Origin of the sequence: Synechococcus sp. CCY9202 (assembly GCF_034931685.1) — a bacterium.
In the GTDB taxonomy this organism is placed as follows: domain Bacteria; phylum Cyanobacteriota; class Cyanobacteriia; order PCC-6307; family Cyanobiaceae; genus CBW1002.
On the sequence record NZ_JAYGID010000039.1, the window covers coordinates 22,220 to 43,701 of the forward strand.

Here is a 21,482-nt window from a genome sequence, read left to right on the forward strand (position 1 = left end):
GCCTGTCGCTTCGCGTTCCATGGGTCCGCCCCCCACCACTGATCGACTTCCGCCTCGCCAGCAGGGTCTGCTGGAGGAGCTCGGCCGGGCCGATGCGGAACTCTCCGGCCAGGAGCTCCACGCCCGCCTGCGGGGAAGTCCCCAGGCCATGGGGCTGGCCACGGTGTACCGGCACCTGCGCCAACTCCAGCAGCGGGGGCTGGTGCGTTGCCGCCATCTACCCACGGGCGAAGCGTTGTTCGCCCCCACCGAGCGGGATGAACACCACCTCACCTGCGTCGACTGCGGCACCTCCCTGGTGCTGCACCACTGCCCCGTCCATGGCCTGGCCCTGCCGGACGGGGACCTGGCCGGCTTCCAGCCCCTGTTCCACACCCTCGAATTCTTCGGGCTGTGCCGCGACTGCCGGCAGCGGCAGGAGACCGAAGCGGATCAGAAGCTGAAGGAGGTCTTCACCAGGCCGCCGAACTGATGAAAGCTGCGGCCGTCCGGGCTGTCCTGCCCGAGCGGGCGGCTGAGGTAGAAGAGCGCCGGCGTCACCGAAATGTTGTCGGTGAGCTGCATCTTGTACCACCACTCCCAGACGAAATTGCCGTCGCGGGGTGTGTCGCCACCCTCGAGGCTGGTGGCGAAGGTGGGCTGTCCCACAGCCATGCCGGCGGCATTGCCGCTGGCGAAGGCGTCGAGCCACTGCAGGCCCACGCTCCACGACTGGCTGGTGCGCACACTGCCCGCCGGGGCATCGTCGTAGCGGCTGCGATTGATGCCCCAGCCCGCGCTGATCGAGGGAATCCAGCCCGTCGTCTGCGGTTGCCAGTAGCCGCTCAGTCCGAAGGCATCGGTGCTGCCAGGCAACAGGTAGCTGTCGAGGGTGAAGGGGGTGCCGTAGACCACGAGGTCGTTGCCGTTCTGGATGCGTGACCAGATCGCGGCCACGCCCCAGGTCTCCTGGCCGTAGCCGATCTGCACCGTGCCGGTGCCCCCGGCGCCATCGGTGGCGATGCCGCCCTGAGCCGGATTGCCCTCCTGGCCATGGGCCGCCACGTAGCTGGCGCTGAGGCTCAGACCCCCGTCGCTCTGCCACCAGAGGCCGGCGCCGGCGCCGAGATTCTTGTTGTAGGCCGCCGGTGCCCCGTTGAGGGTGAGCACGTCCAGCACCGCAGAATCGGGGTAGACACTGGGCCAGAGGGCCAGCATGTCCTCCTGGCCCACCCGGGCGCCGATGGTGGCGGTGAGGCCGGCCCCGAGCGGAACCTGATAGAAGAGCCGATCGATCCCCACGACATTGGGACCGGCCTCCTCCTGGAAGGCGGTCTCCAGCTGGGAGAGGTTGGTCGGACCGGCACCGCCGAAGCTGTTGGTGTCACCATCGAAGTTGCCGGCGCGCAGGGTGGTGCGCAGCAGGTCCTTGCCGGTGAAGGAGGTGTCGAAATTGAGCTGGACGTCGTAATTGAACGTGGTGGCACCGAAGCGGCGGCGGCTGTCCTCCACCAGCGCGGCGGCGCTGCCGCCAAAGGCATTGCCCCCCAGCACGAAGGTGGCCAGGCCCGAGAGTTTGGTGGTGGTGGAGAACTGGGTCGCCTCCAGCTCGCCCACCTTGGCTTCAAGGCCGTCGACGCGGCCGCGGAGGACGGCGAGCTCCTTCTCGAACTCCTTGATCAGGCGCTTGAGCTCGTCGGTCACCTCGGTGATCCGATCGAGGCAGGCGTTCAGCAGGGCCGCCGCTTCGTAGCGGCTCATGGCCTGACCGCCCCTGTAGGTGCCGTTGGGATAGCCGGCGACGCACCCGTAGCGCTCGATCAGGTTGCTGAGAGCCTGGTAGGCCCAGTCCGTGGGGCGAACGTCGGAGAACTGGTTGATGCTGGTGACCTGCTCCTGGCCCTCCAGGCCGGCGGCAGCGGCGTAACGGTTCATCCCCTCGAGATTCAGCTCCGTTGCCTCAGCGGCAAGGGGGCTGAGCAGCAGCGTTGCCGCCAGAGGGGCGAGGCAGGCACGGCGGCGAGCGGCGGCGGGGCTGACCATCGGATGCGTCACAAAGGCTGAAGGGGTTTGGGACATCGGTGGGATCAGGGGCGACAAAGCGGCGAGCGCCCTGCGCCAAGAGCGAGAATCATTCTCACCGTTGCAGCAGTTTGCTGGATCAACCGGATGCCTCAGTCGACGCTCCGCCCTGTTGGAGGAGCGTCCAACGGGAGTCTCTCAGAGCGGCCTCTCTCAGAGGGCGGCCGTCCGTTGCCGCACCTCCTGAGCCGTGAGCACGGGGCGACTGGGCGGCACCGGATCGGGCCAGGCCGGCTTCAGGGCCGCGAAGGTGGACGCCAGCTTCCGCTCCAGGGCAGGGTCGCTGGCTGCCAGTTGCGGCGCGATGCCGCTGAAGAGCTGCTCGGCGTAGAGAACAAATCCCCTGGAGTCCTGGTATTCCACCGTTTCAGCGATCCGGCCATCGGTGATGGCCGCCTCGTACTCGCTGGCGGCGGTGTTGAGCAACTCCCGAATCACCGTCGCCACAAAAGCCGGATCGCGGCGCTCCCAATTCGGCAGCACGGCGAGGGCCTGATCGATCGAGCGGCGGGCCTCTTCCACGGCTTGCGCGGTGGCCGGTGCCGTGGGAGCTGTACGGATCAGGTCTTGCAGCACCGTGAGCTTGCCTCGGAAGGGCACCGCACCCCGGCGGCTGAGTTCCGGCTCCAGGTCGCCGTAGAGCTCATCGGCGGGATGGGCCAGGTGGGGTTCAGCATCCGCAGCCCGGCCCCGCTGCATCAGCTCGCCGGCCACCAGCAGGTGCCCCTGCATCAGGCCCAGCACCGTGGCGTAGGTGAGCGGTGAGCCCGGATCCTTGCGTTCGCCATGGCTAGTGTTGCCGTGCCCGGCTTCGCCCTCGCCTCCCTCGCCCCCCTCTCCACCTTCGTGGTGGCCTGCGCCAGGGGCAGGGGACGTGGCAGTGGCGCCGCCGCTCTCGGGCCCCGCCGCGCCGTCCTGATAGGGCAGACCGCAGCCCACAGCCAGACCCGCCGAAGCACCGAGGGCGAGAAACAGTTCAATGGCACGGCGCCCCTGACCCATGGAATCGGCAACAGCTGGATGGGGCGATCCTCCGCCGGCCTCGGCAAAGGGCAAAGCCTTCTGTCACGCTGAAGTGTGACGAACGTGACCTGGCCGCGTGATCAACCGTTGATCGGGCGCGGCACAACGTTGAAATGCCCCATGCAGCCGCGCTCGGCGATCTGATCCTGGTGGGGATGAAACATGTATAGGCCAGGGTAGCGATAGCTGAACTCCAGAATATGGCGCTCCGCCATACCCATGGTGATCACATCACTCAGCTCATCCGGAGTGGAGGAAAGACCGGAACGATACACCTTGAAGAGATTGGCATGGAGGTGGAAGGTGAGCGGCCCATCCCACTCGACCATGTTAAGAACATAAAGTCGAATCAGAGCATCTTGATAGAGATCGATCGGATGATCCCGGTAGTAATTCGGGATGCCATTAAAGGCATACAGATCATTGCGCCCCTGGCCCTTCAGGTCATAGCCCCCCATCACCAGCACCAGTTCGTCGGCGGGCGGTCGTGGCGTGACAGGATCCACGATCAACAGGCCATACAACCCTTTACTCACATGACGGGTCACCGGGGCCACATGGCAGTGGTAGGGATGGATGCCGTGAGGTTCGGCATCAAATTCATAGACGGTGTTGCGCCCGTGGCGCACGGGTCGGATCCCATCCATCGCGGCCGGATGGATGCCATGAAAATGAAGGCTGTGGGAGGTGCTGTCCTGGTTGCGGAACACGATCCGCAAGCGATCGCCGGCATTGGCCCGCAGGGTCGGACCGGGCACCCGTCCATTCAGGGCCCAGGCCTTGAAGGTCACGGCCGGGTTGAGCGGCAGCAGGGTGGTGTCGGCCGTGAGATCAAATTCCCGCACAAGGCGGCCGTCTTCCCGGCGGACGGTACCGGTGTGGAACTCCCGCAGGACCGCCATCGGGTCGAAGGGAAGCGGCCTATCCCCTTCGCCGGCAGGGGACAGCGGTGGATGGCGTTGACCGGCGGGAGGCTGTCGCCCAACCCCGCCGGACCGCGGCAACAGCAGACCCCCCAGGCCCAGCCCCAGGGCTCCGGCCGCGAGGGGAAGGATCTGGCGCCGACTCCATCGCGTCGGTTGACTGGAGGAGGGCTGATTGGCAGGCAGCTGACCTGAAGAGAGCTGGCCGGAATCGGGTGGGCCTTGCATGCAGGCGGACAAAGAGGTCAGGTACGGGGGCCTGGGAGCTGATCCTCTGCAGTGCCCACGTCAACGCAAGGCGATCAAGCTAAGCCGCCGTTACCGGGATTCCGATGGAAGGTCCGGCAGGTCCGCCGACAGGCTTCTCACCTCTTGCCGCACCGCAGGGTCGTGGCCCAAGCCTCTCCGGCTCGATACGCCGCAGCGGCGGATGACGTGGAGGCCTGGATCACGAAACATGTTTCCAGCGCCACAAGTCTATGGCCAGCGAGATGATTTGATGCATAATGAGCAAATTGTTGGAACACTTCGGGGGGGGGGGGTCAGCAATAGGACCCTTTAGCATTGATATTCAATCCGTATCCAGCGGCTCCGCAGTTGATCAAGCCAGCCTTGATCCGCCGGGTCGATCCCGCCCGGAGCCCATGGAGCGTGCGTCTGACAGCGAATCAACGATCACCGGAGTGATTCTGCGCCCGGAGGATTCCTCTGCCGGCCTCGAACCCTTTCTGCTGCTTCCCGGCGATGGTCTGCTGCTGATCAGGGGCCTTGACCCCCAAAGCCCTGGCATCGATAAGGCCTGCCTCACGATCCTCTACGCCGATCGCGAGGCCCATGCCTGTCTGGGAGAGGGTCTGAGCGCAGCGATCGGTGGCGCCCTCCTGCCGTTCTGGCCAGCCCTGGCCGAAGCGATCCAGCTGCACAGCCTGGTGATGACCCAGGAGGGTCCTCGTGATCTCTGGCTCCCCTGGCAGGAAACATCTCTGCTGGTGAGACTGTTTCGCACCGACGATGGCGTGGGGGTCGGACTGCTCGCCTTTGAGGAAGGCTTCGCTGGCCCCAGCCTGCTCCAGCCACAGCGTGGCTCCGAGGCCATCGCGCGCCAACGTGTGGAACTGTTTGAGCGGTTGCTGCACGCGATCGGCGACGTGGTGCTGGTGACCACAGCTGAGCCCTTCGCAGCTCCTGGCCCCGTGATTCTTTATGCCAATGCCGCGCTGCTTTCCCAGACCGGATACTCCTACCAGGAAGTTCTGGGACGCAGTCCGCGGATGTTCCAGGGAGCCGGGACCAGTGCTCTGGTGCGGGCCGGCATGCGCACGGCCCTGGAAAACTGGCGGAGTTTCAACGCCGAAGTGCTCAATTACCGCAAGGACGGCAGCACCTACTGGGTGGACATAGCGATCTCCCCACTGCAGGACCCCAGCGGCTGGTTCACCCACTGGATTTCGGTTCAGCGGGACGTGACCTCACGCCATCACAACCTGCAGCATCTCAAGAACCAGGCCTACCAGGATCCGCTCACTGGCCTGCCCAATCGACGCTCCCTCGGCGACTACCTGCAGACCGCCCTTGATCGCCTGCACCGCCACGCCGGTCAGGCAGTGGTGATGTTCTGCGATCTCAACCGCTTCAAGGAAGTGAACGACACCTACGGCCACACTGTGGGTGACCGCCTGCTCGTGGCCATCACCAAGCGTCTTCAGGCCGCACTGCGCCCCGACGACGTGTTGGTGCGCTTTGCTGGAGACGAGTTCGTCGTTGTCCTGGAGCAATGCGGCAGTCGGCAGCAGGCGCTCGCCATGGCCCATCGGCTGAAGAAGCAGGTGGGCAGCACGCTGCACGTTGACACCGCAGTGCTGCAACCACGCATCAGCATCGGCATCGCCATGACCTCCGACCCTCTCACAGCTGCTGCTGACCTTCTGCATCAGGCGGATCTGGCCATGTATCGCGCCAAGCGACAGAAAGGGGACTCCGTGGAGATCTACGACCCAGTCCTGGATGATTGAAACCCTGAGAGCCGATCAACGTTGAGAAGTCAGTGGCGAAAACAATGGCGAAAATCCTGTCCAGACTGAAGCGGCAGAGGCCCCGAGCCGACAGTTCCCAGCTGCATTGATGACGTTCCCAATCGACTACGCCCTGCGACTGCGCAGCCTCTGGATCTGCTGGTTGCTGGCCATGCTCTTCCATGTCGAGCTGGGGCTGATGCCTCTGTTTCATGGCCAATCGCCGGAGATCGAGAGCCATGTGGATGCTGCCCAGCTGCCTCTGCTGTTCGGGGCGATGCTGGGATACTTCCTGTTGCCACTTCTAGCCGTGCTTCTGATCGCCTATGCGGCCAGTGATCCCCAGGGATCTCGGCGGTGGCGACCCTGGCGGCGCCTTCATTTCTGGTTCAGCATCGTCTACACCATCACCAACATTCCCCACCTGATCGCCGACATCGTCGTCCCGGATTCGCGCCTGGATCAAGTGGTGCTGATGGTCGTGTTGGTGCTGCTGGGGCTGGCGATCAACCTGGAGGGGTGGCGCTGGTGGCGGCAGGCCCTGCCGTCCTGATTCCAGCCGCAGCCACCAGCCTCCGCGCCCGCTTACCCTGAAGACAGGCTGTCCTCCCCCACCGCGCATGTCTCCCGCCCCAGGCCGTGTCGCCGCCAGCGAAGCCACAGCGCCCCTGCAGGATCCGGCGACCGTGGCAACGACGGAGCCGCTGCCCTCAGGCCTGCCAGTCACGATCCTGACCGGCTTCCTCGGCGCCGGCAAAACCACCTTGTTGAATCACATCCTCTCCAATCAGCAGGGGGTGAAGACGGCCGTTCTGGTGAACGAGTTCGGTGAAATCGGCATCGATAATGATCTCGTCGTCACCACCGGTGAAGACATGGTCGAGCTCAGCAACGGTTGCATCTGCTGCTCGATTAACGGTGAACTGCTCGAGGCCGTGTACCGCATCCTCGATCGTCCTGACCCCGTCGATTACCTGGTGGTTGAAACCACAGGTCTGGCCGATCCTCTGCCGGTGGCGATGACCTTCCTCGGCAGCGATCTGCGCGAGCAGACCCGCCTCGATTCGATCATCACCCTGGTGGATGCGGAGAACTTCGGCGAAGAGATTCTGGCCGGAGAAGTGGGTCGCGCCCAGATCGTCTACAGCGACATGCTGCTGCTGAACAAATGCGATCTGGTGGAGGAAGAGCGGCTCGCCGAGCTGGAACGGCAACTACGCACGATCAAGACCGATGCCCGGATTCTCAGATCGGTGAAGGGGGAAGTGCCACTGCCTCTGCTGCTCAGCGTGGGCCTGTTCGAAAGCGACAAAGTGGCGACCAGCCAGCAGGCGGAGCAGGAGCGGGCCGCCGCTGCGGCGGATCACGACGCCTGTGATCACGAACACGGCCATTGCGTGCACGATCACACCGAGCACGATCACAACCATCACAGTCATGCCGATCACGGCCACGGCGGGCATCACCATGATCACGGCGCCCACCCCGATCATCTGGCGATCGAAGGGTTCACCTCCCTGTCCTTCGCTGCCGATGGTCCATTTGCCCTGCGCAAGTTCCAGAATTTTCTCGACAACCAGCTGCCTGGCAGTGTGTTTCGTGCCAAAGGGATTCTCTGGTTCAACGAAAGTGAGCGGCGCCATGTGTTCCACCTGGCTGGCAAGCGTTTTTCCATCGATGACAGCGACTGGCCCAGTGATGAGCGCAAGAATCAGATCGTGCTGATTGGCCGCGATCTCGACCACACCCGCCTGCGTCAGCAACTCCAGGCCTGCGTGGCCAAACATGCCGGCAAGGGCTTCGCCTGAGATCGGCAGCCAGAGCGGCAGCGGCGTGGCTGACTCCCTGGCGCTCTCAGCACCACTGTCTCCATTGCTGCGATGCCCTGTGACAGCAGGCGAGATACTGGGTTCAGTCCATTCTCTCGACGTGCTGTCCCTTGGCTGCCCTCACCAGCCCTGATTTCTGCCGACACTGACCCTGCACAGACACATCTGCCGGCCCGATCCATGCAGGCCATGGATGCATGGATGGGACCAGCCTCCGTGAACACCGCTCGCCCCTCCCAACCCGCGCTGGCGCGGACAGAGTCATCCATGCTTCTGCCCCCCTCCATCCACCGTTCCCTGCTGCCGGCTGCGGCGGCAGGCCTTGGCCTCAGCCTGCTCTCGACCCTGCCCGCTTCCGCCCACGGCGTCGCCGATGCGGGCTTCGGCAGTGGCTTCGCCCATCCCCTGCTCGGCCTGGACCACCTGCTCCTGCTGCTGGGAGTGGGGGCCGCAGCCTCCTGCATGGGCACCGGCCTGTTGGTGTTCGCCCTGGTTGGCGCTCTGATCGGTGCGGTGATCGGCGCTGGCGGCGCCCAGTTACCACTGGCCGAAACCCTGGCGGCTCTTGCCGTTTCCGGTGTGGGTGCCTTGATCCTGCAGGTGCAGCGTCGTTCCCGGCCGCCCGCCCTCGCGCTGGTCGGAGGTCCAGTGGCCCTGGCCGTGGCCATCCATGCTCTGCTGCATGGCCAGGAGGCCAGCGGTGCCCTGACCTGGTGGCTGGGAGTGGGACTGGCCTCCAGCGCTGTGGTGGCTGGCTCCTTCCTGGCGGTCCGCCGTCTTCCGGAAGGCTGGACGGCGCGACTGGCCCTGCTGCTCACCCTGGCGGGCGGCGTGCTGGCCCTGGCGCCCCTGAGCTGAGATCCCAAGGCAGGAAAACCGCCATGTCGGCTACACCCACACTGTTCAGCGTGGCTACGCTGAGCCGACCACGCACCGGATGCCATGGCTGAACTGCTTGTCTTCACCGGAGTGCTCGCACTGTTCGGTCTCGCCTTCTGGCTCACGGCTGACTCCGACGACGACAGTGGTGGCGGCGGTCTGATGCAGCCGGTGCTGGTTCCCATCCCGGTGCGCCGTCAACGCTGAATCCCGGCACGAACCACCCGTTTCTGCAGATCCCTCCGGCCCGGCGTGACCAATGTCACGTCGGGCCGCTTCATTTGTGTCGTGGTCTCTGCAGAACTGCTGCGTAGGGTCCGCCAACAACGTTCGGATCTTCAGCGCAGGTCCCTTTTTCCATGTCTCGCAGCAATCAACCCCGCCGTCCGGTTTCCGTCCCTGTGATCGCTGGGCTTGTGGCCCTGCTGGCCGTGGCGGCGGGGGCCGCCGTGGTCGTCCGTCGGATGGGCCGCACTCCGGTGCAGGAACTCGGGGTCTACTCCGGCCGTCACTACAACACCGACAAGGAGCTCTACCGCAGCTTCACCGAGCAGACCGGCATCCGGGTGCGCCTGCTGGAAGGCAAGGACGATGCCCTGATCGAACGGGTTCGCACCGAAGGAGCCAACAGTCCGGCCGATGTGCTGGTGCTTGTGGATGCTGCCCGCCTTGACAAGGCCGCGGGCATGGATCTGTTCCAGCCGGTGAGCTCCAAGCAGCTGGATCGCGATGTGCCCGCCAACCTCCGCGATCCGCAGGGCCGCTGGTTCGCACTCACCCGTCGGGTACGCATGGTCGTGGTGAATCCAGCCATGGTGGATCCAGCCACAATTCGCACCTATGCCGATCTGGCCAAGCCCGCCCTCCAAGGCAAGCTCTGCCTGCGCAACAACCGCAGCGTCTACAACCAATCCCTGGTGGCTGATCAGCTGATTCAACGGGGTGAACCGGCCACGGTCAGCTGGATCAAGGGCATGGTGGCCAATGTCAGCCAACCCTTCTACACCTCCGACACCCCCCTGGCCCGGGCGGTGGCCAAAGGAGAGTGTGGCGTGGCCTTGGTGAACAGCTACTACGTGGGTCGCATGCTCGCCGGTCTCAGCGGCGAAGCGGATCAGTCCCTGGCCAAGCAGCTCAAGGTCGTGTTCCCCGACCCGGCTCATGTGAACGTCAGCGGTGCCGGCGTGACCCGGAACTCAACCAAGGCGGAGGCCGCCACCCGTCTGATCGAGTTCCTGGCGTCCCCCAGCGGCGGTGAGGGCTATGCCGAGGCCAATTTTGAATATCCGCTCAAGGGTTACGGCAGCAGTGCAATCCTCAAGGACTTCGGACCATTCCGAGATGATGGGGTCTCGGTGCAGCAGATGGGCGAGAAGAACCGAAAGGCCGTGGAGTTGATGCAGGCCAACGGCTGGTCATGAGTGCAAGCGCCTGAGGATTGCGTGGATTCATCCTTCCCTGCCACGACATCCAGCCCTTGGTCCCCCAAGGGCGCGTTGGGCCCAGGCCCGCCATCGCCTGCCGATCGCCTCGAGAGCAGACCGCCACGGCGCCTGTTCCTGGGGCTGGTGGTCTGGCTGATCTGTCTGCTGGCCCTGGCACCGCTGGTGGGCCTGGCCCTGTTCGCCTTCTCCGGTGCCGCGTCGGAACCACTGGATCTCGGTCCCGACGGCCTGCTGCAGCTCGGAAACACCCTGGCGCTGCTGCTGCTGGTTGGCGTGCTCGGCGCCGTTCTCGGCACCACGACCGGATGGCTCACGGCCAGTTGCGACTTCCCAGGGCGGCGTTGGCTGGCCATTGCCCAACTGTTACCGCTGGCGACGCCGTCCTACCTGCTGGCCGCCACCCTGGTGGATCTGGGCAGCCGCAACGGTCTGCGCGTGCATGGCCTGGCCTGGTCTGTGCTGGTGCTCACCTTGAGCACCTACAGCTACGTCTTCCTGCTCGGCAGCGAGAGTTTTGCCGTGAGTGGACGCCGCCAGATCGAGGCGGCCCGCAGCCTTGGCGTGGGCCCCTGGGGCAGCTTTCGCCGGGTGGCCCTGCCGATGGCCCTGCCATCGATCGGGGCAGGCATCGCCCTGAGCGGCATGGAGGTCGTGAATGAGCTGGGAGCCGTGGAACTGCTCGGCGTTCCCACCCTCTCGGTGGGGATCCTGCAACGCTGGCAGAACGATGGTGATCCGCAGGGCGCCGTGGGACTGGCCCTGGTCGCACTGGTGATCGTGAGTGTGCTGGTCGGAGCCGAGCGGCAGCTCCGCCACCGCAGCCGTCGTTGGGGGATGGGCTCGCCGGGAGACCGGCTGCAGCCCTGGTCCCTGAGCGGCTGGAGGGCCGCTCTGGCCCAGGTGATCACCCTGTCGCCCCCCATGCTGGCCTTGGGATTTCCCCTGCTCTGGGCCGTGTCGAGCTGGGATCAGATGCGAGGCGAATCGGTCCAAGACCTGATCGCCCTGACCCTGCGCAGCTTCGCTCTGGCCCTGCTGGCGGCGCTGCTCACGGTGGTAGCTGGCCTGGTGCTGGCCATCTCCAAACGCTGGATTCCCCAGGTGCTGCTGCGCCGGATCACCTTTCTGGCCGGCATGGGCTACGCCGTGCCGGGGGCCGTGCTGGCCCTTGCCCTGATGCTGCTGGGCGGTCCCTGGGCGTTGAGTCCGCTGTTGCTGCTGGTCTGGGGCTATGCCGATCGCTTTCTGGCGGTGGCCAAAGGTGGACTGGATGCGGGACTTGAGCGCATTCCTCCCAGTGTCGATGAGGCTGCCACCGGCCTCGGCTGCAGCTGGCTCAAGGTGCTGCAGCGGGTCCACCTGCCGCTGCTGCGTGGTCCGCTGCTGGTGGGAGCTCTGCTGGTGTTTGTGGACACCGTGAAGGAACTGCCCCTCACCTTCGCGTTACGACCCTTCGATTTCGACACCCTCTCGGTGCGGGTGTATCAATACGCCAGCGACGAACGGGTAGGTGCAGCCCTGGTACCGGCCCTGCTGATCCTGCTGCTCGGGCTGGCGGCAGCCATGGCGCTGGTGCCCACCCTGGAACGGCAGCGGGGCCCGCACTAATCGCGGCCGCAGCGGCACTGACCACCTTTCCATTTGGAGCATTTCGACTTCTTGCAGCCTTTCTTCTTGGCGACACGCAGCGTGGTGACACGCGCAGCCGACTCCTGAGCCTGTAGGCGTGGGTCGTCACTGGGGCCGAGAGGCTGGGACATGGCAGGAAATGGTGGGAAGGAGAACGGGGAAAGGGTGGCAACCAGAACGTCTTGCAGGTCAGCTGGGTCAGGACAGCTGGATCATGGCAACCGGGTCATGACAAGCGGGTCATGACAACCGTCTTCTGACAACTGTGCTCTGACAGCCGTGACCCGACGACTGGATGTCTGATCGCCATCGTAGGAACGTTTCCGGAGCAATTCGCCGCCGGCCAGGCCTGATCACCTGGCCACGTAACCAATGGCACAGGCTGGGGCATGGCCGGTCTCTGCCTGCTCTGGGTACGCTGAGCTCCACTGCCAGCCAATGCATGGGACCAGCTGAGACCAGCCTCACTACCGCCGCTGAGGCGACCCTGCCAGCCATCGGCATCGGAGCGTTCCGCAGACCCGTGGCCCAGGCCATGGAACCCTCCTTGCTGGAAGCTCTGCAGGAGCATCTGATGCTGGAACTCCAGGCCAGCCTGTCCTACTGGGCCCTGGCGATCTGGTTCGGGGAGAGGGATCTGCGCGGCTTTTCCAACTACTTCAAGCTGGAATCCGAGAGTGAGCGTCAGCACGCGGCGCAGTTCGCCGATTATCTCGTCGCACGCGGCCAGGCGGTCCCCCTGCGCGACATCCCAGCCCCCCGACAGGGATGGATCGGCCTCGAGGAGATCCTCACGGCCGTCTTCCAGATGGAAGCCGATCTCACCACATCTCTGCAACAGATCTATGCGATGGCTGAACGATCCGGCGATACGCGTACCACGGTCTTTCTCGACCCCCTGATTCAGGGCCAGACCACCTCCGAAAATGAGGTGGCCCATCTGCTGGGTCGGGTGCGGCTCAGCCAGAACCAACCGGCTGCCGTTCTACTGATCGATGGAGAACTGGCAGCGGGCCAGCACAGCCCAGCGCAGCTGGCCTGATCGAAGCGCACCTGAACAGATGGCACCGAACCGGATCCAAGCTGGGGTCCGGTCTCAGGTACAGAGTGGACGACTGCAAAGTTCCAGCAGCAAAGCCAGGCTGATCGACTGCCTCAGGCCTTGGCGACGGAGCACCAGGCCAGTGGTGCGCAGATCCTGCAGCCGCTGCAACAGCAGCGTTCGCTCCCGCTCCAGACGGAGGATCAGCCGCTGCTCCTGCGTGGAGCCGAGCGCTGCGATCACCTGACGGCAGCGCTGGCGCACGCCATCGGCTTCGCGGCAGAGGCTTGTGATCAGGCTGTCGCTGGTCCGGTCGCTTGCGGCTGTCCCCAGCTTGGTTGGGTTAGCTGATCTGGGTGACGTCATGGTCAGGCAGCCGCCAGAGGTGCCGATTCCACCAGTTCTGGTGCCAGGCGCAGCACCGAGGCGCCACTGGGCACCTCAATCAACCTGGCCTGGCGGATGCGGGAGATCAGGCGCGTCGTGGTGACGCGGGTAGTGCCGATCAGTTCGCCAATGCGCTCGTGGGTGAGGCGGAAGGGCAGATCACACCAGTTGCCACAGCGCCGTCCGAGGCGCCGAACCAGCAGTGACAACAGAGCGTGCAGCCGCTGCTCGGCACTACTGAGATGGCGAATGCGCAGGAGTTGCAGGGTCCACTCATTCACCGGATCGAAACCGCTGCCGGCGGCCTCGGTGTCGGTGCGGAATACGAGGGGGGTGAGGGCTTCGACGCAGACCCCTTCGCTGCAGAGACGATCCGTGCAGAGCTGGTCGCCGGGCTGGAGGAAGGCGAGGGTCATGCCTTCGGTTTCCTCGCAGGGGCAGTAGACGCGGGCAATCCCTTCGAGCACCTCGATGCAGCTGCCTTCAGCGCGCAGACCGGGATCCAGCAGCACGGTCTGACCGATGGAGACCCTCACGCTGGAGGCCGGAGCGTCGGGCAGGAAACGAAAGCTCATGGATGGGTGTGGCCACAGGGGGCTCAGAGCCGCCTGTGGGCTTAATGCGAATGACTCGCAACCTAAACAACAACACCTCCCTTTTGCAAGCGATTCTCAATAACAACTGCTAGTTGCAAGGGCGTCGGGTCATCGGGTCCGTGCGTGAGATGCGCTCAACCGTGCCATCGGTTGCCCGACGCCGTCACATCCGTACCGCCTGAGCCGCACGGCCCTTCCAGCCTGAAGACGACCGACGCACCGCACCGATGTTTCGTCTTCGTGGCGACCGGGCCAGCCTGCTGGCCGCCCTCACGGCCGAGTGGGCCGATCAGCAGTTGCAGCTTCCCGGGGCCTCTCCTCTCTCAGAGGCGTGGCTCTCCACCCCAGGTTCCCCGAACGGTGCAACCAGCAGGGCCGCATTCAGGTCGACTCGGCGGCGCAGCTCGGACAGAGGGCGCGCACGTTGAGCACGCACTCCAACATCCGAAAACCATGCACCTTGGCTGCCGCTTCGCCGGCCGACAGCACGGCACCGTTCTCGAACTCCTCGGTGCGGCCACAGCGGATGCAGACCAGATGGTGATGATCCCGATGGGTGTCGCCGGTCAGCTCGAAGCGGCGTCCCCCTTCCGGCAGCTCCAGCTCCTGAAGCAGCCCCATGGAACTGAGCAGCCGCAGGGTTCGGTAGACGGTGGCCAGGGAGACACGCTCCCTGGCCCGGAGCAGGCTCTGGTGGACGTCTTCGGCGCTGAGGTGGGTCCCTTCGCCGATCCGCTCGAACAGGGAGAGCACCCGCTGACGCTGGGGGGTGAGGCGCTGGCCTCGGTCATGCAGGCTGCTGCGCAGGCCCGCCGCGCTGGGATCGAGGCCGGAGGGGCTGCCAAGGCCGGTGGCGGGACGGGTGGACACCGAGGCTCGACAGATCTTCTCAACAATAGGTCCTGTTGAGAACAGTGGGTCCTCTTGAAACCTCGCGAGTCGATCAGGAGCGGCTGACGCGGCCGTAGCGCGTCACCAGGCCGAGGGCGCTGAGGCCATGGGCCGCGATGCTGAGCAGCACGGTGGACGCGGCTATCGAGGCGATCGTGCTGCCGTGGACGAGCGGACTGTCGAGCACCAGCAGGCCGAAGACGATGCTGGCCAGGCCGCGCGGACCGAACCAACCCACGAACAGGGTGGTCCAAAGTCCGATTCGCAGTCCAAAGGTCGCCAAAGCCACCGGCACCATCCGCACCAGCGTCAGGCTGAACAGGCCATCTAGCAGGGTAGTGGCGGAAAGCTGAGGGAAGCTCAGGGCCACGACGGCCGAACCGAAGGCCACCCAGGTCAGGAGGGAGAGCACATCGGCGGTGGCTTCGGCGGCCACCAGTTCCTCCTGCTTGCGCTCCTGCGGCGTCAGGCCCCCGAAGGTGAGGCCACCACAGAAGCAGGCGATGAAACCGCTGCCTCCCAGCTGCTGGGCCAGGGCGAAACAACAGACCGGCAGGGCGATCGCCAGCACCGGCTGCCAGTCGCTGGTGATCCAGCGACGCCTGAGGCAGAGATCGCGGCACCGAGCGGCGAGAAAGGCCAGGCCGCAGCCCAGCACCAGCCCCAGTCCCACCTGCTCCAGAAACAGCCAACCCAACAGCAGCACCCCATCGCCGGCGCCACTGCCCTTCTGCGCCATGGCCAGAAGGGAAAGCAGCAACGGCACGCAGATCCCGTCGTTGAGACCGCTCTCGGCACTGAGGTCTTCCCGCACGGCAACGGGCACCGCCGGATTGGTCACCACCGGTTGGCCGAGGGCGGCATCGGTGGGGGCGAGAACGACCGACAGGATCGCCGCCTCAACCGGACTGAGCGCAGGCAGCAGCAGCTGAGCCACGCCCATGCCCAGCAGAATGGTCAGGGGCAGGCCAAGCGCCAGCAGACGGATCGGCAGGCGCCGGCTGTCGCGCAGCACCGGCAGATTGGCGGTCGCGGCATCGGTGAACAGGATCAACGCCAGCGTGAGTTCGGCGATGGTCCGCAGGTTCTCCGAGGTCACATTGATGCCCAGCCAGCCAAGGCCAGCCGGCCCCAGGATCAGACCGGTGAGCAGAAACACCACCGCTCCGGAGAGGGGGGTCTGTTTCAGCCGCCCAGCCACCAGGCCGTAGGCGAACACCAGGACGGCAAGGATCGCCCAGTCGAGATACGACGTGATCATCGCTACCGGATCAATCCAGGCAACCCGTGGGAGCCCCAGGAGCGACAGTCGCAGACCTGCGATGGTGGTTCAGTTGCATCCCTGCACAGAGATGCGATAACTGAAGCCGAGAGCGCCTGGATCATTACTGGCGCCTACCTTGAAATTCATCTGGCTGGCCTGCTTGCCAGGAACCGCTTGGAAGGGGCCGAACATGCGACCGGTACCGATTGGCGGGCTCATGGATTCATTGATCACCTGCAGGGAGGTGCCATCGCTGAACTTCATGAATCCTTCCACCGGATACTGTGCTTTCGGATCGGAGGAATTAGCCGTGAAGAAGAACTTGTAGCTGCTGAAGGGCTGATCCACGATGAAATCGGTGTTCCAGTTCGGCCGGGTGAACGGCATCACCTTGCCGCGGCCCACAGACTTGGACACGATCGGCGATGATCCGTCTCCACCGATCGGCTGCAGAAAGGTGCAGCGTTCCTGGGCCTCAGCACCGCCCATCAGACTCAGACCACCCAGGGCCAGGCCAACGGAGGACAACAACAGGGAACGGAGAACGCGTGCCATGGGCCTGGAGTAAAGGATCAAGAGCCAACGGCGAAATCGCCGTTGGTCAAGATTACCGGGGCCGGTGTTGCTGGCCCCGGATCTCTTGGCTCCCCGCCTGCCCTCCGATGACCAGCCAGCTGGATGATGATCCAGCTGGATCACCATCTGAACAGCTGGATGACCATCTGACAAGACGGACAGCATCAGGACATCAGCTCAGACCAAGAAGCAGCTCAGGCCACGAAGCAGCTCAGACCGAACCGAAGGCCACCTGACAGGCCGCATTGATCAGCTCAGCCTCTTCGGCGCTGTTGGGGTTGCGTCCGTCCAGGGTGCCGCGATTGCAATCGGCAGTGAGCTGATAGGTCGCGTCATCGGCCGTGACCGCAAAGGTCACCGCAGAACTGCCGCTCGGCTGGACTGATCCATAGAGCAGCTGGTAATCGGTGTTGGGTACAACAATGTACGTGACATTGTTGCTCACTGCATTGTCCACAGCATTGTTAATGATTGACGCCGTGGCCAGGGCGCCGATCCCCCAGAGGGCCGCATTGGCACCCCACCAACCCCAGGACGACGTCCGGGAGACGCTATACCAACCTGTGTTCCAGGGTCTGGCATAGCCCCAGCCGGGACGAGCCCAGCCGGCGTGGATGTTCACATCGCGCACATTCACCCTGCGGTTCCAGTTGACATCGCGATGAACGTTGCGGTTGACGTTGCGGTTCACATCCCGATTGACGTTCCGATTGAGATCCCGGCTCACATTGCGGTTCAGGTCCCGGTCCCGGTTGCCGCTCCGGTTGAGATCTCGGTTAACGCTGCGAGTATCGATGCTGCGGCTGCCAGTGCCGCGATTCCCAGTGCTGCTGCGGTTACCAATGTTGCTGGGGCGATTGAGGCTGGGGGAGCTCGGCGAGCTGGCCCGTTGACTCCAGCCACCGGAAGGCCTGCTGGAGCCTCGGTTGAGAGTGGTGCCGGAACCGCTGAAGCCCGTGCGGCGGGTTCCACCACCGCCGCCGCGAGATCCACTGCCGCCGCGAGAGCCACCACCGCCGCCGCGAGATCCACCGCCACCGCGGGAACCCCCGCCGCCGCCGCGGGCGATCAGCGCATCAGGGGACATTGTGGGCGATGCCGCCGTGGATGCGTGATCCAGGGGTTGGATAGCCAGCGCTGGGGCCAGGGGAGCGGCCATCCAGCCAGCCAGAAGCAGGGACAGGCCTGCAAGACGTGTCATTTCTTGTTTACCTCATGCTTGACCACATCGCAGCCATCGTCGTAGCAGGACACATTCACCCGGCCGGCCTGATTGAAGTGCACAATCACCAGATCACGGCCATCCATGGAGTCTGGATTGTCCTCCCGAACACTGTTGAGATAGTTCGGATTCACCACGCACAGATCCCGGTTGTTGAAGCAGATCGTGTTGGTGGAGAAGCGTGCACCGGCATTCACCAGGGTCATCCAGCCACCACCAGGCTTCTGCAAGGCCATGGTCACCGGTTGATCGGTGACGCGGATGGTTGCCACGGTCTTGCCGATCGTGTGCCGATAGAGGGTGGCGTCGCCTTCGTCGATCGCCTCAACCGTGCAGGGCTGGGGAGCGCCGCCCTTGACGGAGCACATCGTATCGAGTTTGTAGAGAACTTCGGCGCGAACAGGCGTCGGGGACAGCAACAGAGCGGCCATGCCGGAGGCGATCAGGCCACCGGCCACGAGCCAGGAGTGTCGAGTGGGCATGAATGGAGCGAGCCTCAGCAAATTGCGGGGAATCGCTTTCATCGTGGCAACGGGGGACAGATCGTCCACAACAAACGGCCGAACCTGCCGGATTTGTGATCCCATCGATGCAGCAGAGCTGACTATCCCCCTGGCCAGCTCAGCGGGAGGTCCCGGTCATGCCGGCCAGAGGCTCTGGCCGGTCGGCCCGGGCGGTCGCGGCCCCGAGCAGATCGGCGGCCGTGGTCACCGCGCGGTAACTCAGGGCCACCGCCAGCAGCGGCGCCTCCGGCAGCAAGCCACCGAGGCGCAACAACAGCACCGCCTCAAACACCCCCAGACCACCCGGGGCGCCGGGCACCACCAGGCCCACCGTCCAGGCGAGGGCAAAGCCAGCCAGCCAGCCACTCCACTCCAGGGCGTTCTGCTGATCGAAGGCCAGCACGCAGCAGGCAAATCCGCCGAAGCGCATCAGCACAAACAAGAGCATGGCCCCAAAGGGGAGCCAGGGCACATGGGACGGCGGAGCTACGCCCAGGTCGGCTGATTCAGAGGCGTTCTGGAGAGAGGGATCGGCAAGGGCCAGTTGACGGGCCCGTTGCTGTTCGAGCCGCAGCAGCAGGGGCTTCAGCCAGCGGGGAACCAGCAGGAGCAGGGGTAGCAGCCAGGGCAGGCCACTCCACCAGCGACCCTGGAGCAGGGCTTCCGGCGCCACCAGGGCCAGGGCCGCGATGGCCCCCAGCAGGGGGTCCAGCAGCACTGCCAGCAGCGCCTGGCCAAGACTTGCCGGAGTCGCCAGCAACGGCGTGTCCCCACGGCGCAGGACCTGCACGCGACCGGCCAGATGCCAGATCCCTCCTGGCAGGTACTTGCGCAGGTTGGTACTCAGATACACGACCGTCGTTGCGGCCCAGCGGGGCCGCAGCCCCAGCCAGCGCAGGATCACATTCCAGGCCAGGCCATTCACCACCAGGCTGAGCAGGCTCACGCCCACCCCGAGGGTCAGCCACCACCAGCCCTGGCGATCGAGGCCGTAGCGCAGCAGCTGGCGGCCATGCCCCTGCAAGGCCGCCAACAGAAAGCCGAAGCTGAGCAGGGTCACCCAGAGCCGGGTTCCGCCGGGCAAAGGCGGCAGGGCCGGCAGCCTCCGGCTCCAGGCCTTCACCAGGGCAGCCAGAGACGCGAACCACTGCCGCGATCTGGGCAACAGGTTCGCAAGGGCGGGGGGCAACGACACGAGGAAGGGAGAAGGGGGAGCAAAGAAGCGGGCGCCATCGCGCCTGGTGCTCAACGTTGCGCTTCGGGTCCACTCTGGTCCAGACAGCGATCCACAACGGCGCGCACAACGGCCAGGGGAAGCCCGTGCTGCCGAGCCAGCCCTGCCAGGTCGTCGTATTCAGCCTTGCACCGCGCCAGGCCATCGGGCCGCAGGTGACGCTTGAACCGCACCGGACCGAGGGACGTGGAGAGCTCCTCGATGCCTCGGGGAAGCACCCAGCGCTGCTGCATCTGTTCCCGCAGGCCCAGGCTGGTGCTGTGCCGCCACCACACCTGCCGCAGGGCGGCCCGCTGTGGCTCGCTGACCAGCGCGGTGATCAGGCTGCCCAGCCGCCCCTTCTTCATGCCGATCGGCTGGCTGAACACCTCAAGGGCACCGGCCTGCCGCAGCTCCTCGGCCAGGAACGCCAGATCTTCGGCGGTGGCATCGTCAATCTGGGCCTGCTGCTGAACGATCGTCTCCAGGCGGGGCTGAGCTCCAGGCGCCTCAGGCTCCGGAGACGAATCGCCGGTGGGCGGTTCCACCGCACGGGCCAGACAGAGGCGCAAGAGGTTGGGGCGATCCAGGCTGCGGCTGCCCAGCCCCACGCCGATCCGCAGGGGCACGTGGCTCGGCGCCTGCCCGAAGCCATCGCTCCAGCAGGCCGCCAGAGCCAGCCCCGTGGGAGTGGTGAGTTCACCGGCCGGGAAACCCTCACTCGAGCCGAGCGGACAGCCACAGCGGCGTGCGATCTCCAGGACGGCCGGCGCTGGCAGCGGCAGCACACCATGGGCCGTCTGGACCGTGCCATGGCCCGCCGGCGGCACCGTGCACCGCAGCGACGTCACACCGAAATGGAGCAGCCCGGCGCAGACACCCACCACATCCACCAGGGCATCGAGGGCGCCCACCTCGTGGAAATGCACCTGCTCGGGGACATGGCCGTGCACGGTGGCCTCCGCGTCCGCCAGCAGGGTGAACACCGCCAGCACCCGCTGCCGCAGGGCCGGATCGAGAGGGCTGCTGCTGAGCTGCTGGCGCAGGCTGCCCCAGTGGCGATGAGGGGGCTGGGACTCGAGGGTCTCCACCTCCAGATGCAGACCCCGCAGACCGCCGCTGCGCCGCTCCTCGATTCGCAACCGATAGCGATCCGCCAGGCCGAGCTGCGCCAGGGGTGCATGGATGGCGGCCTCCGGCAGACCCAGGTCCAGCAGCGCAGCCAGCAACATGTTGCCCGCCAGGCCGGTGGGGCAATCCAGCAGTGCCAGGGCCATCAGGTCGGGGCGTTAGCGGTGCGACCCAGGCGCGGCGCCGCTTCCAGCAGGCGCTCAGCCGTGGCCTCCAGAGAGTCGCGCTGCTGACGCAGCGCCAGATCCACCTCCCGGCGGGCCCGCCTCAGCTCCCGCTGGGCCGTGTCCACATCGAAGCCGGAGATGCCCCAGAGGCGTCCGAGCAGGGCGCGGTCATCAGCGCCGCCACGCTCCTCGCCGTAAAGAAGAGCCTCAGCGGCCATGCCAGCCTGCAGCACCCGACTCCAGCGCCGCAGCTCCTCCGCCGGCAATTTGGCGTTCTCAGGAGGAGCGAACTCGGTACAGCCGGCGCTCTGCAGCCCTGCCTGCAGGCAGGCCAGACTACCCACCAGGACACGTTTGACCGGCATGGCCTCGGCTTCCGCCACCAGCAGGTGGCCGGCTTCATGGACGGCGATGCGCCGCAGGCGCGCCTGACCACCAGGCAGGGCCTCAGCCAGCAGGTGGCCGCCCCGGCCGCCATAGCGGGCGGCATCGAGGCTGAGGCTGCCCAGCCCCAAGGCCGCCAGAAGGGTGATCCACCAGGGTGAGACACCCAGAGCCGGCCCGACCAGGGCCAGCACACTCATCAGCAGCACCGCCAGTCCGGCCATGAGCGGCTGGGTCATGGTCGTCAGCGGCTGGGACGGCTGATGGCGGCACGGTGCAGGCCACCGGAGCTGCTCTCTCCAGGC

At 65.6% G+C, this 21,482-nt stretch carries 22 protein-coding genes; 9 read left to right on the forward strand and 13 right to left on the reverse strand.

Annotated features, from left to right (window positions below):
- The first annotated feature begins 19 nt into the window (after nt 1–19).
- Complete coding sequence (locus VB777_RS05770; RefSeq protein WP_197156296.1) at nt 20–472, forward strand: Fur family transcriptional regulator; 453 nt, start codon at nt 20–22, stop codon at nt 470–472.
- Here VB777_RS05770 and VB777_RS05775 read toward each other — a convergent pair.
- From VB777_RS05775 to VB777_RS05785, 3 genes are all read right to left on the reverse strand, one after another.
- Nucleotides 433–2,022, reverse strand: coding sequence for an iron uptake porin (locus VB777_RS05775; protein ID WP_323247644.1), 1,590 nt, complete (start codon nt 2,020–2,022; stop codon nt 433–435). The two genes, VB777_RS05770 and VB777_RS05775, sit on opposite strands and share 40 nt — an antisense overlap.
- 192 nt (nt 2,023–2,214) lie before the next feature.
- On the reverse strand, nt 2,215–3,063 hold the full coding sequence (locus tag VB777_RS05780) for a hypothetical protein (RefSeq protein ID WP_323247646.1): 849 nt from the start codon (nt 3,061–3,063) through the stop codon (nt 2,215–2,217).
- A 101-nt stretch (nt 3,064–3,164) separates the two neighbouring features.
- Nucleotides 3,165–4,235 (reverse strand): multicopper oxidase domain-containing protein, encoded by a 1,071-nt coding sequence (locus VB777_RS05785; protein WP_197170439.1) that lies wholly within the window; start codon nt 4,233–4,235, stop codon nt 3,165–3,167.
- Nucleotides 4,236–4,651: 416 nt separating this feature from the next.
- Between VB777_RS05785 and VB777_RS05790 the strand changes: the two genes are divergently transcribed.
- The 8 genes from VB777_RS05790 to VB777_RS05825 all read left to right on the forward strand — a co-directional run bounded on the left by VB777_RS05790 (nt 4,652) and on the right by VB777_RS05825 (nt 12,843).
- Nucleotides 4,652–6,019: a diguanylate cyclase domain-containing protein gene (locus tag VB777_RS05790; protein WP_322758611.1), complete on the forward strand. Its 1,368-nt coding sequence runs from the start codon at nt 4,652–4,654 to the stop codon at nt 6,017–6,019.
- A 109-nt stretch (nt 6,020–6,128) separates the two neighbouring features.
- Complete coding sequence (locus VB777_RS05795) at nt 6,129–6,572, forward strand: hypothetical protein (protein WP_197170441.1); 444 nt, start codon at nt 6,129–6,131, stop codon at nt 6,570–6,572.
- Between the two features lie 67 nt (nt 6,573–6,639).
- Entirely contained in the window at nt 6,640–7,827 is a 1,188-nt protein-coding gene (locus VB777_RS05800) for a CobW family GTP-binding protein (RefSeq protein ID WP_197156303.1), read from the forward strand.
- A gap of 288 nt (nt 7,828–8,115) precedes the next feature.
- Complete coding sequence (locus tag VB777_RS05805; RefSeq protein ID WP_323247650.1) at nt 8,116–8,706, forward strand: HupE/UreJ family protein; 591 nt, start codon at nt 8,116–8,118, stop codon at nt 8,704–8,706.
- 84 nt (nt 8,707–8,790) lie between these two features.
- Nucleotides 8,791–8,934: a hypothetical protein gene (locus VB777_RS05810; RefSeq protein ID WP_197156307.1), complete on the forward strand. Its 144-nt coding sequence runs from the start codon at nt 8,791–8,793 to the stop codon at nt 8,932–8,934.
- A gap of 152 nt (nt 8,935–9,086) precedes the next feature.
- The gene (locus VB777_RS05815; protein WP_416238310.1) at nt 9,087–10,148 is read left to right on the forward strand and encodes an extracellular solute-binding protein; all 1,062 of its coding nucleotides are present in this window, start codon (nt 9,087–9,089) and stop codon (nt 10,146–10,148) included.
- A gap of 75 nt (nt 10,149–10,223) precedes the next feature.
- Complete coding sequence (locus tag VB777_RS05820; protein ID WP_323247652.1) at nt 10,224–11,780, forward strand: iron ABC transporter permease; 1,557 nt, start codon at nt 10,224–10,226, stop codon at nt 11,778–11,780.
- A gap of 463 nt (nt 11,781–12,243) precedes the next feature.
- The gene (locus VB777_RS05825) at nt 12,244–12,843 is read left to right on the forward strand and encodes a ferritin (RefSeq protein WP_416238311.1); all 600 of its coding nucleotides are present in this window, start codon (nt 12,244–12,246) and stop codon (nt 12,841–12,843) included.
- A 54-nt stretch (nt 12,844–12,897) separates the two neighbouring features.
- On the opposite strand, the gene VB777_RS05830 is transcribed toward VB777_RS05825, so the two are convergent.
- The 10 genes from VB777_RS05830 to VB777_RS05875 form a co-directional block, all read right to left on the reverse strand.
- The gene (locus VB777_RS05830) at nt 12,898–13,209 is read right to left on the reverse strand and encodes a hypothetical protein (RefSeq protein WP_197156315.1); all 312 of its coding nucleotides are present in this window, start codon (nt 13,207–13,209) and stop codon (nt 12,898–12,900) included.
- 2 nt (nt 13,210–13,211) lie between these two features.
- A complete protein-coding gene (locus tag VB777_RS05835) occupies nt 13,212–13,805 on the reverse strand; it encodes a Crp/Fnr family transcriptional regulator (RefSeq protein ID WP_323247654.1) in 594 nt (197 codons plus the stop codon).
- 402 nt (nt 13,806–14,207) lie between these two features.
- Complete coding sequence (locus VB777_RS05840) at nt 14,208–14,696, reverse strand: Fur family transcriptional regulator (protein ID WP_416238312.1); 489 nt, start codon at nt 14,694–14,696, stop codon at nt 14,208–14,210.
- Between the two features lie 73 nt (nt 14,697–14,769).
- Complete coding sequence (locus tag VB777_RS05845; RefSeq protein ID WP_323247656.1) at nt 14,770–15,978, reverse strand: cation:proton antiporter; 1,209 nt, start codon at nt 15,976–15,978, stop codon at nt 14,770–14,772.
- 69 nt (nt 15,979–16,047) lie between these two features.
- Nucleotides 16,048–16,536, reverse strand: a complete 489-nt coding sequence (locus VB777_RS05850) for a hypothetical protein (RefSeq protein WP_197156318.1) — start codon at nt 16,534–16,536, stop codon at nt 16,048–16,050.
- Nucleotides 16,537–16,768: 232 nt separating this feature from the next.
- A complete protein-coding gene (locus VB777_RS05855) occupies nt 16,769–17,644 on the reverse strand; it encodes a hypothetical protein (RefSeq protein WP_197156319.1) in 876 nt (291 codons plus the stop codon).
- Nucleotides 17,645–17,754: 110 nt separating this feature from the next.
- Nucleotides 17,755–18,261, reverse strand: a complete 507-nt coding sequence (locus tag VB777_RS05860) for a hypothetical protein (RefSeq protein WP_323247658.1) — start codon at nt 18,259–18,261, stop codon at nt 17,755–17,757.
- Nucleotides 18,262–18,400: 139 nt separating this feature from the next.
- Complete coding sequence (locus tag VB777_RS05865; RefSeq protein WP_322758607.1) at nt 18,401–19,531, reverse strand: lysylphosphatidylglycerol synthase domain-containing protein; 1,131 nt, start codon at nt 19,529–19,531, stop codon at nt 18,401–18,403.
- Nucleotides 19,528–20,772, reverse strand: coding sequence for a nickel pincer cofactor biosynthesis protein LarC (gene larC, locus VB777_RS05870; protein WP_323247660.1), 1,245 nt, complete (start codon nt 20,770–20,772; stop codon nt 19,528–19,530). The genes VB777_RS05865 and larC overlap by 4 nt, the downstream gene beginning before the upstream one ends.
- Nucleotides 20,772–21,416, reverse strand: a complete 645-nt coding sequence (locus VB777_RS05875; RefSeq protein ID WP_323247661.1) for a hypothetical protein — start codon at nt 21,414–21,416, stop codon at nt 20,772–20,774. Before VB777_RS05875 ends, larC begins: the two co-directional genes overlap by 1 nt.
- Nucleotides 21,417–21,482: the final 66 nt, after the last annotated feature.

Bases quoted from the DNA above. Each gene is read 5' to 3' on its own strand.
- VB777_RS05830 (WP_197156315.1), bottom strand. From the start codon at position 13,209: ATGACGTCACCCAGATCAGCTAACCCAACCAAGCTGGGGACAGCCGCA.
- VB777_RS05845 (WP_323247656.1), bottom strand. From the start codon at position 15,978: ATGATCACGTCGTATCTCGACTGGGCGATCCTTGCCGTCCTGGTGTTC.
- VB777_RS05850 (WP_197156318.1), bottom strand. From the start codon at position 16,536: ATGGCACGCGTTCTCCGTTCCCTGTTGTTGTCCTCCGTTGGCCTGGCC.
- VB777_RS05790 (WP_322758611.1), top strand. From the start codon at position 4,652: ATGGAGCGTGCGTCTGACAGCGAATCAACGATCACCGGAGTGATTCTG.
- VB777_RS05875 (WP_323247661.1), bottom strand. From the start codon at position 21,416: ATGACCCAGCCGCTCATGGCCGGACTGGCGGTGCTGCTGATGAGTGTG.
- VB777_RS05825 (WP_416238311.1), top strand. From the start codon at position 12,244: ATGGGACCAGCTGAGACCAGCCTCACTACCGCCGCTGAGGCGACCCTG.
- VB777_RS05795 (WP_197170441.1), top strand. From the start codon at position 6,129: ATGACGTTCCCAATCGACTACGCCCTGCGACTGCGCAGCCTCTGGATC.
- VB777_RS05800 (WP_197156303.1), top strand. From the start codon at position 6,640: ATGTCTCCCGCCCCAGGCCGTGTCGCCGCCAGCGAAGCCACAGCGCCC.
- VB777_RS05855 (WP_197156319.1), bottom strand. From the start codon at position 17,644: ATGTCCCCTGATGCGCTGATCGCCCGCGGCGGCGGCGGGGGTTCCCGC.
- VB777_RS05785 (WP_197170439.1), bottom strand. From the start codon at position 4,235: ATGCAAGGCCCACCCGATTCCGGCCAGCTCTCTTCAGGTCAGCTGCCT.
- VB777_RS05835 (WP_323247654.1), bottom strand. From the start codon at position 13,805: ATGAGCTTTCGTTTCCTGCCCGACGCTCCGGCCTCCAGCGTGAGGGTC.
- VB777_RS05770 (WP_197156296.1), top strand. From the start codon at position 20: ATGGGTCCGCCCCCCACCACTGATCGACTTCCGCCTCGCCAGCAGGGT.
- VB777_RS05815 (WP_416238310.1), top strand. From the start codon at position 9,087: ATGTCTCGCAGCAATCAACCCCGCCGTCCGGTTTCCGTCCCTGTGATC.
- VB777_RS05805 (WP_323247650.1), top strand. From the start codon at position 8,116: ATGCTTCTGCCCCCCTCCATCCACCGTTCCCTGCTGCCGGCTGCGGCG.
- larC (WP_323247660.1), bottom strand. From the start codon at position 20,772: ATGGCCCTGGCACTGCTGGATTGCCCCACCGGCCTGGCGGGCAACATG.
- VB777_RS05775 (WP_323247644.1), bottom strand. From the start codon at position 2,022: ATGGTCAGCCCCGCCGCCGCTCGCCGCCGTGCCTGCCTCGCCCCTCTG.
- VB777_RS05860 (WP_323247658.1), bottom strand. From the start codon at position 18,261: ATGCCCACTCGACACTCCTGGCTCGTGGCCGGTGGCCTGATCGCCTCC.
- VB777_RS05780 (WP_323247646.1), bottom strand. From the start codon at position 3,063: ATGGGTCAGGGGCGCCGTGCCATTGAACTGTTTCTCGCCCTCGGTGCT.
- VB777_RS05810 (WP_197156307.1), top strand. From the start codon at position 8,791: ATGGCTGAACTGCTTGTCTTCACCGGAGTGCTCGCACTGTTCGGTCTC.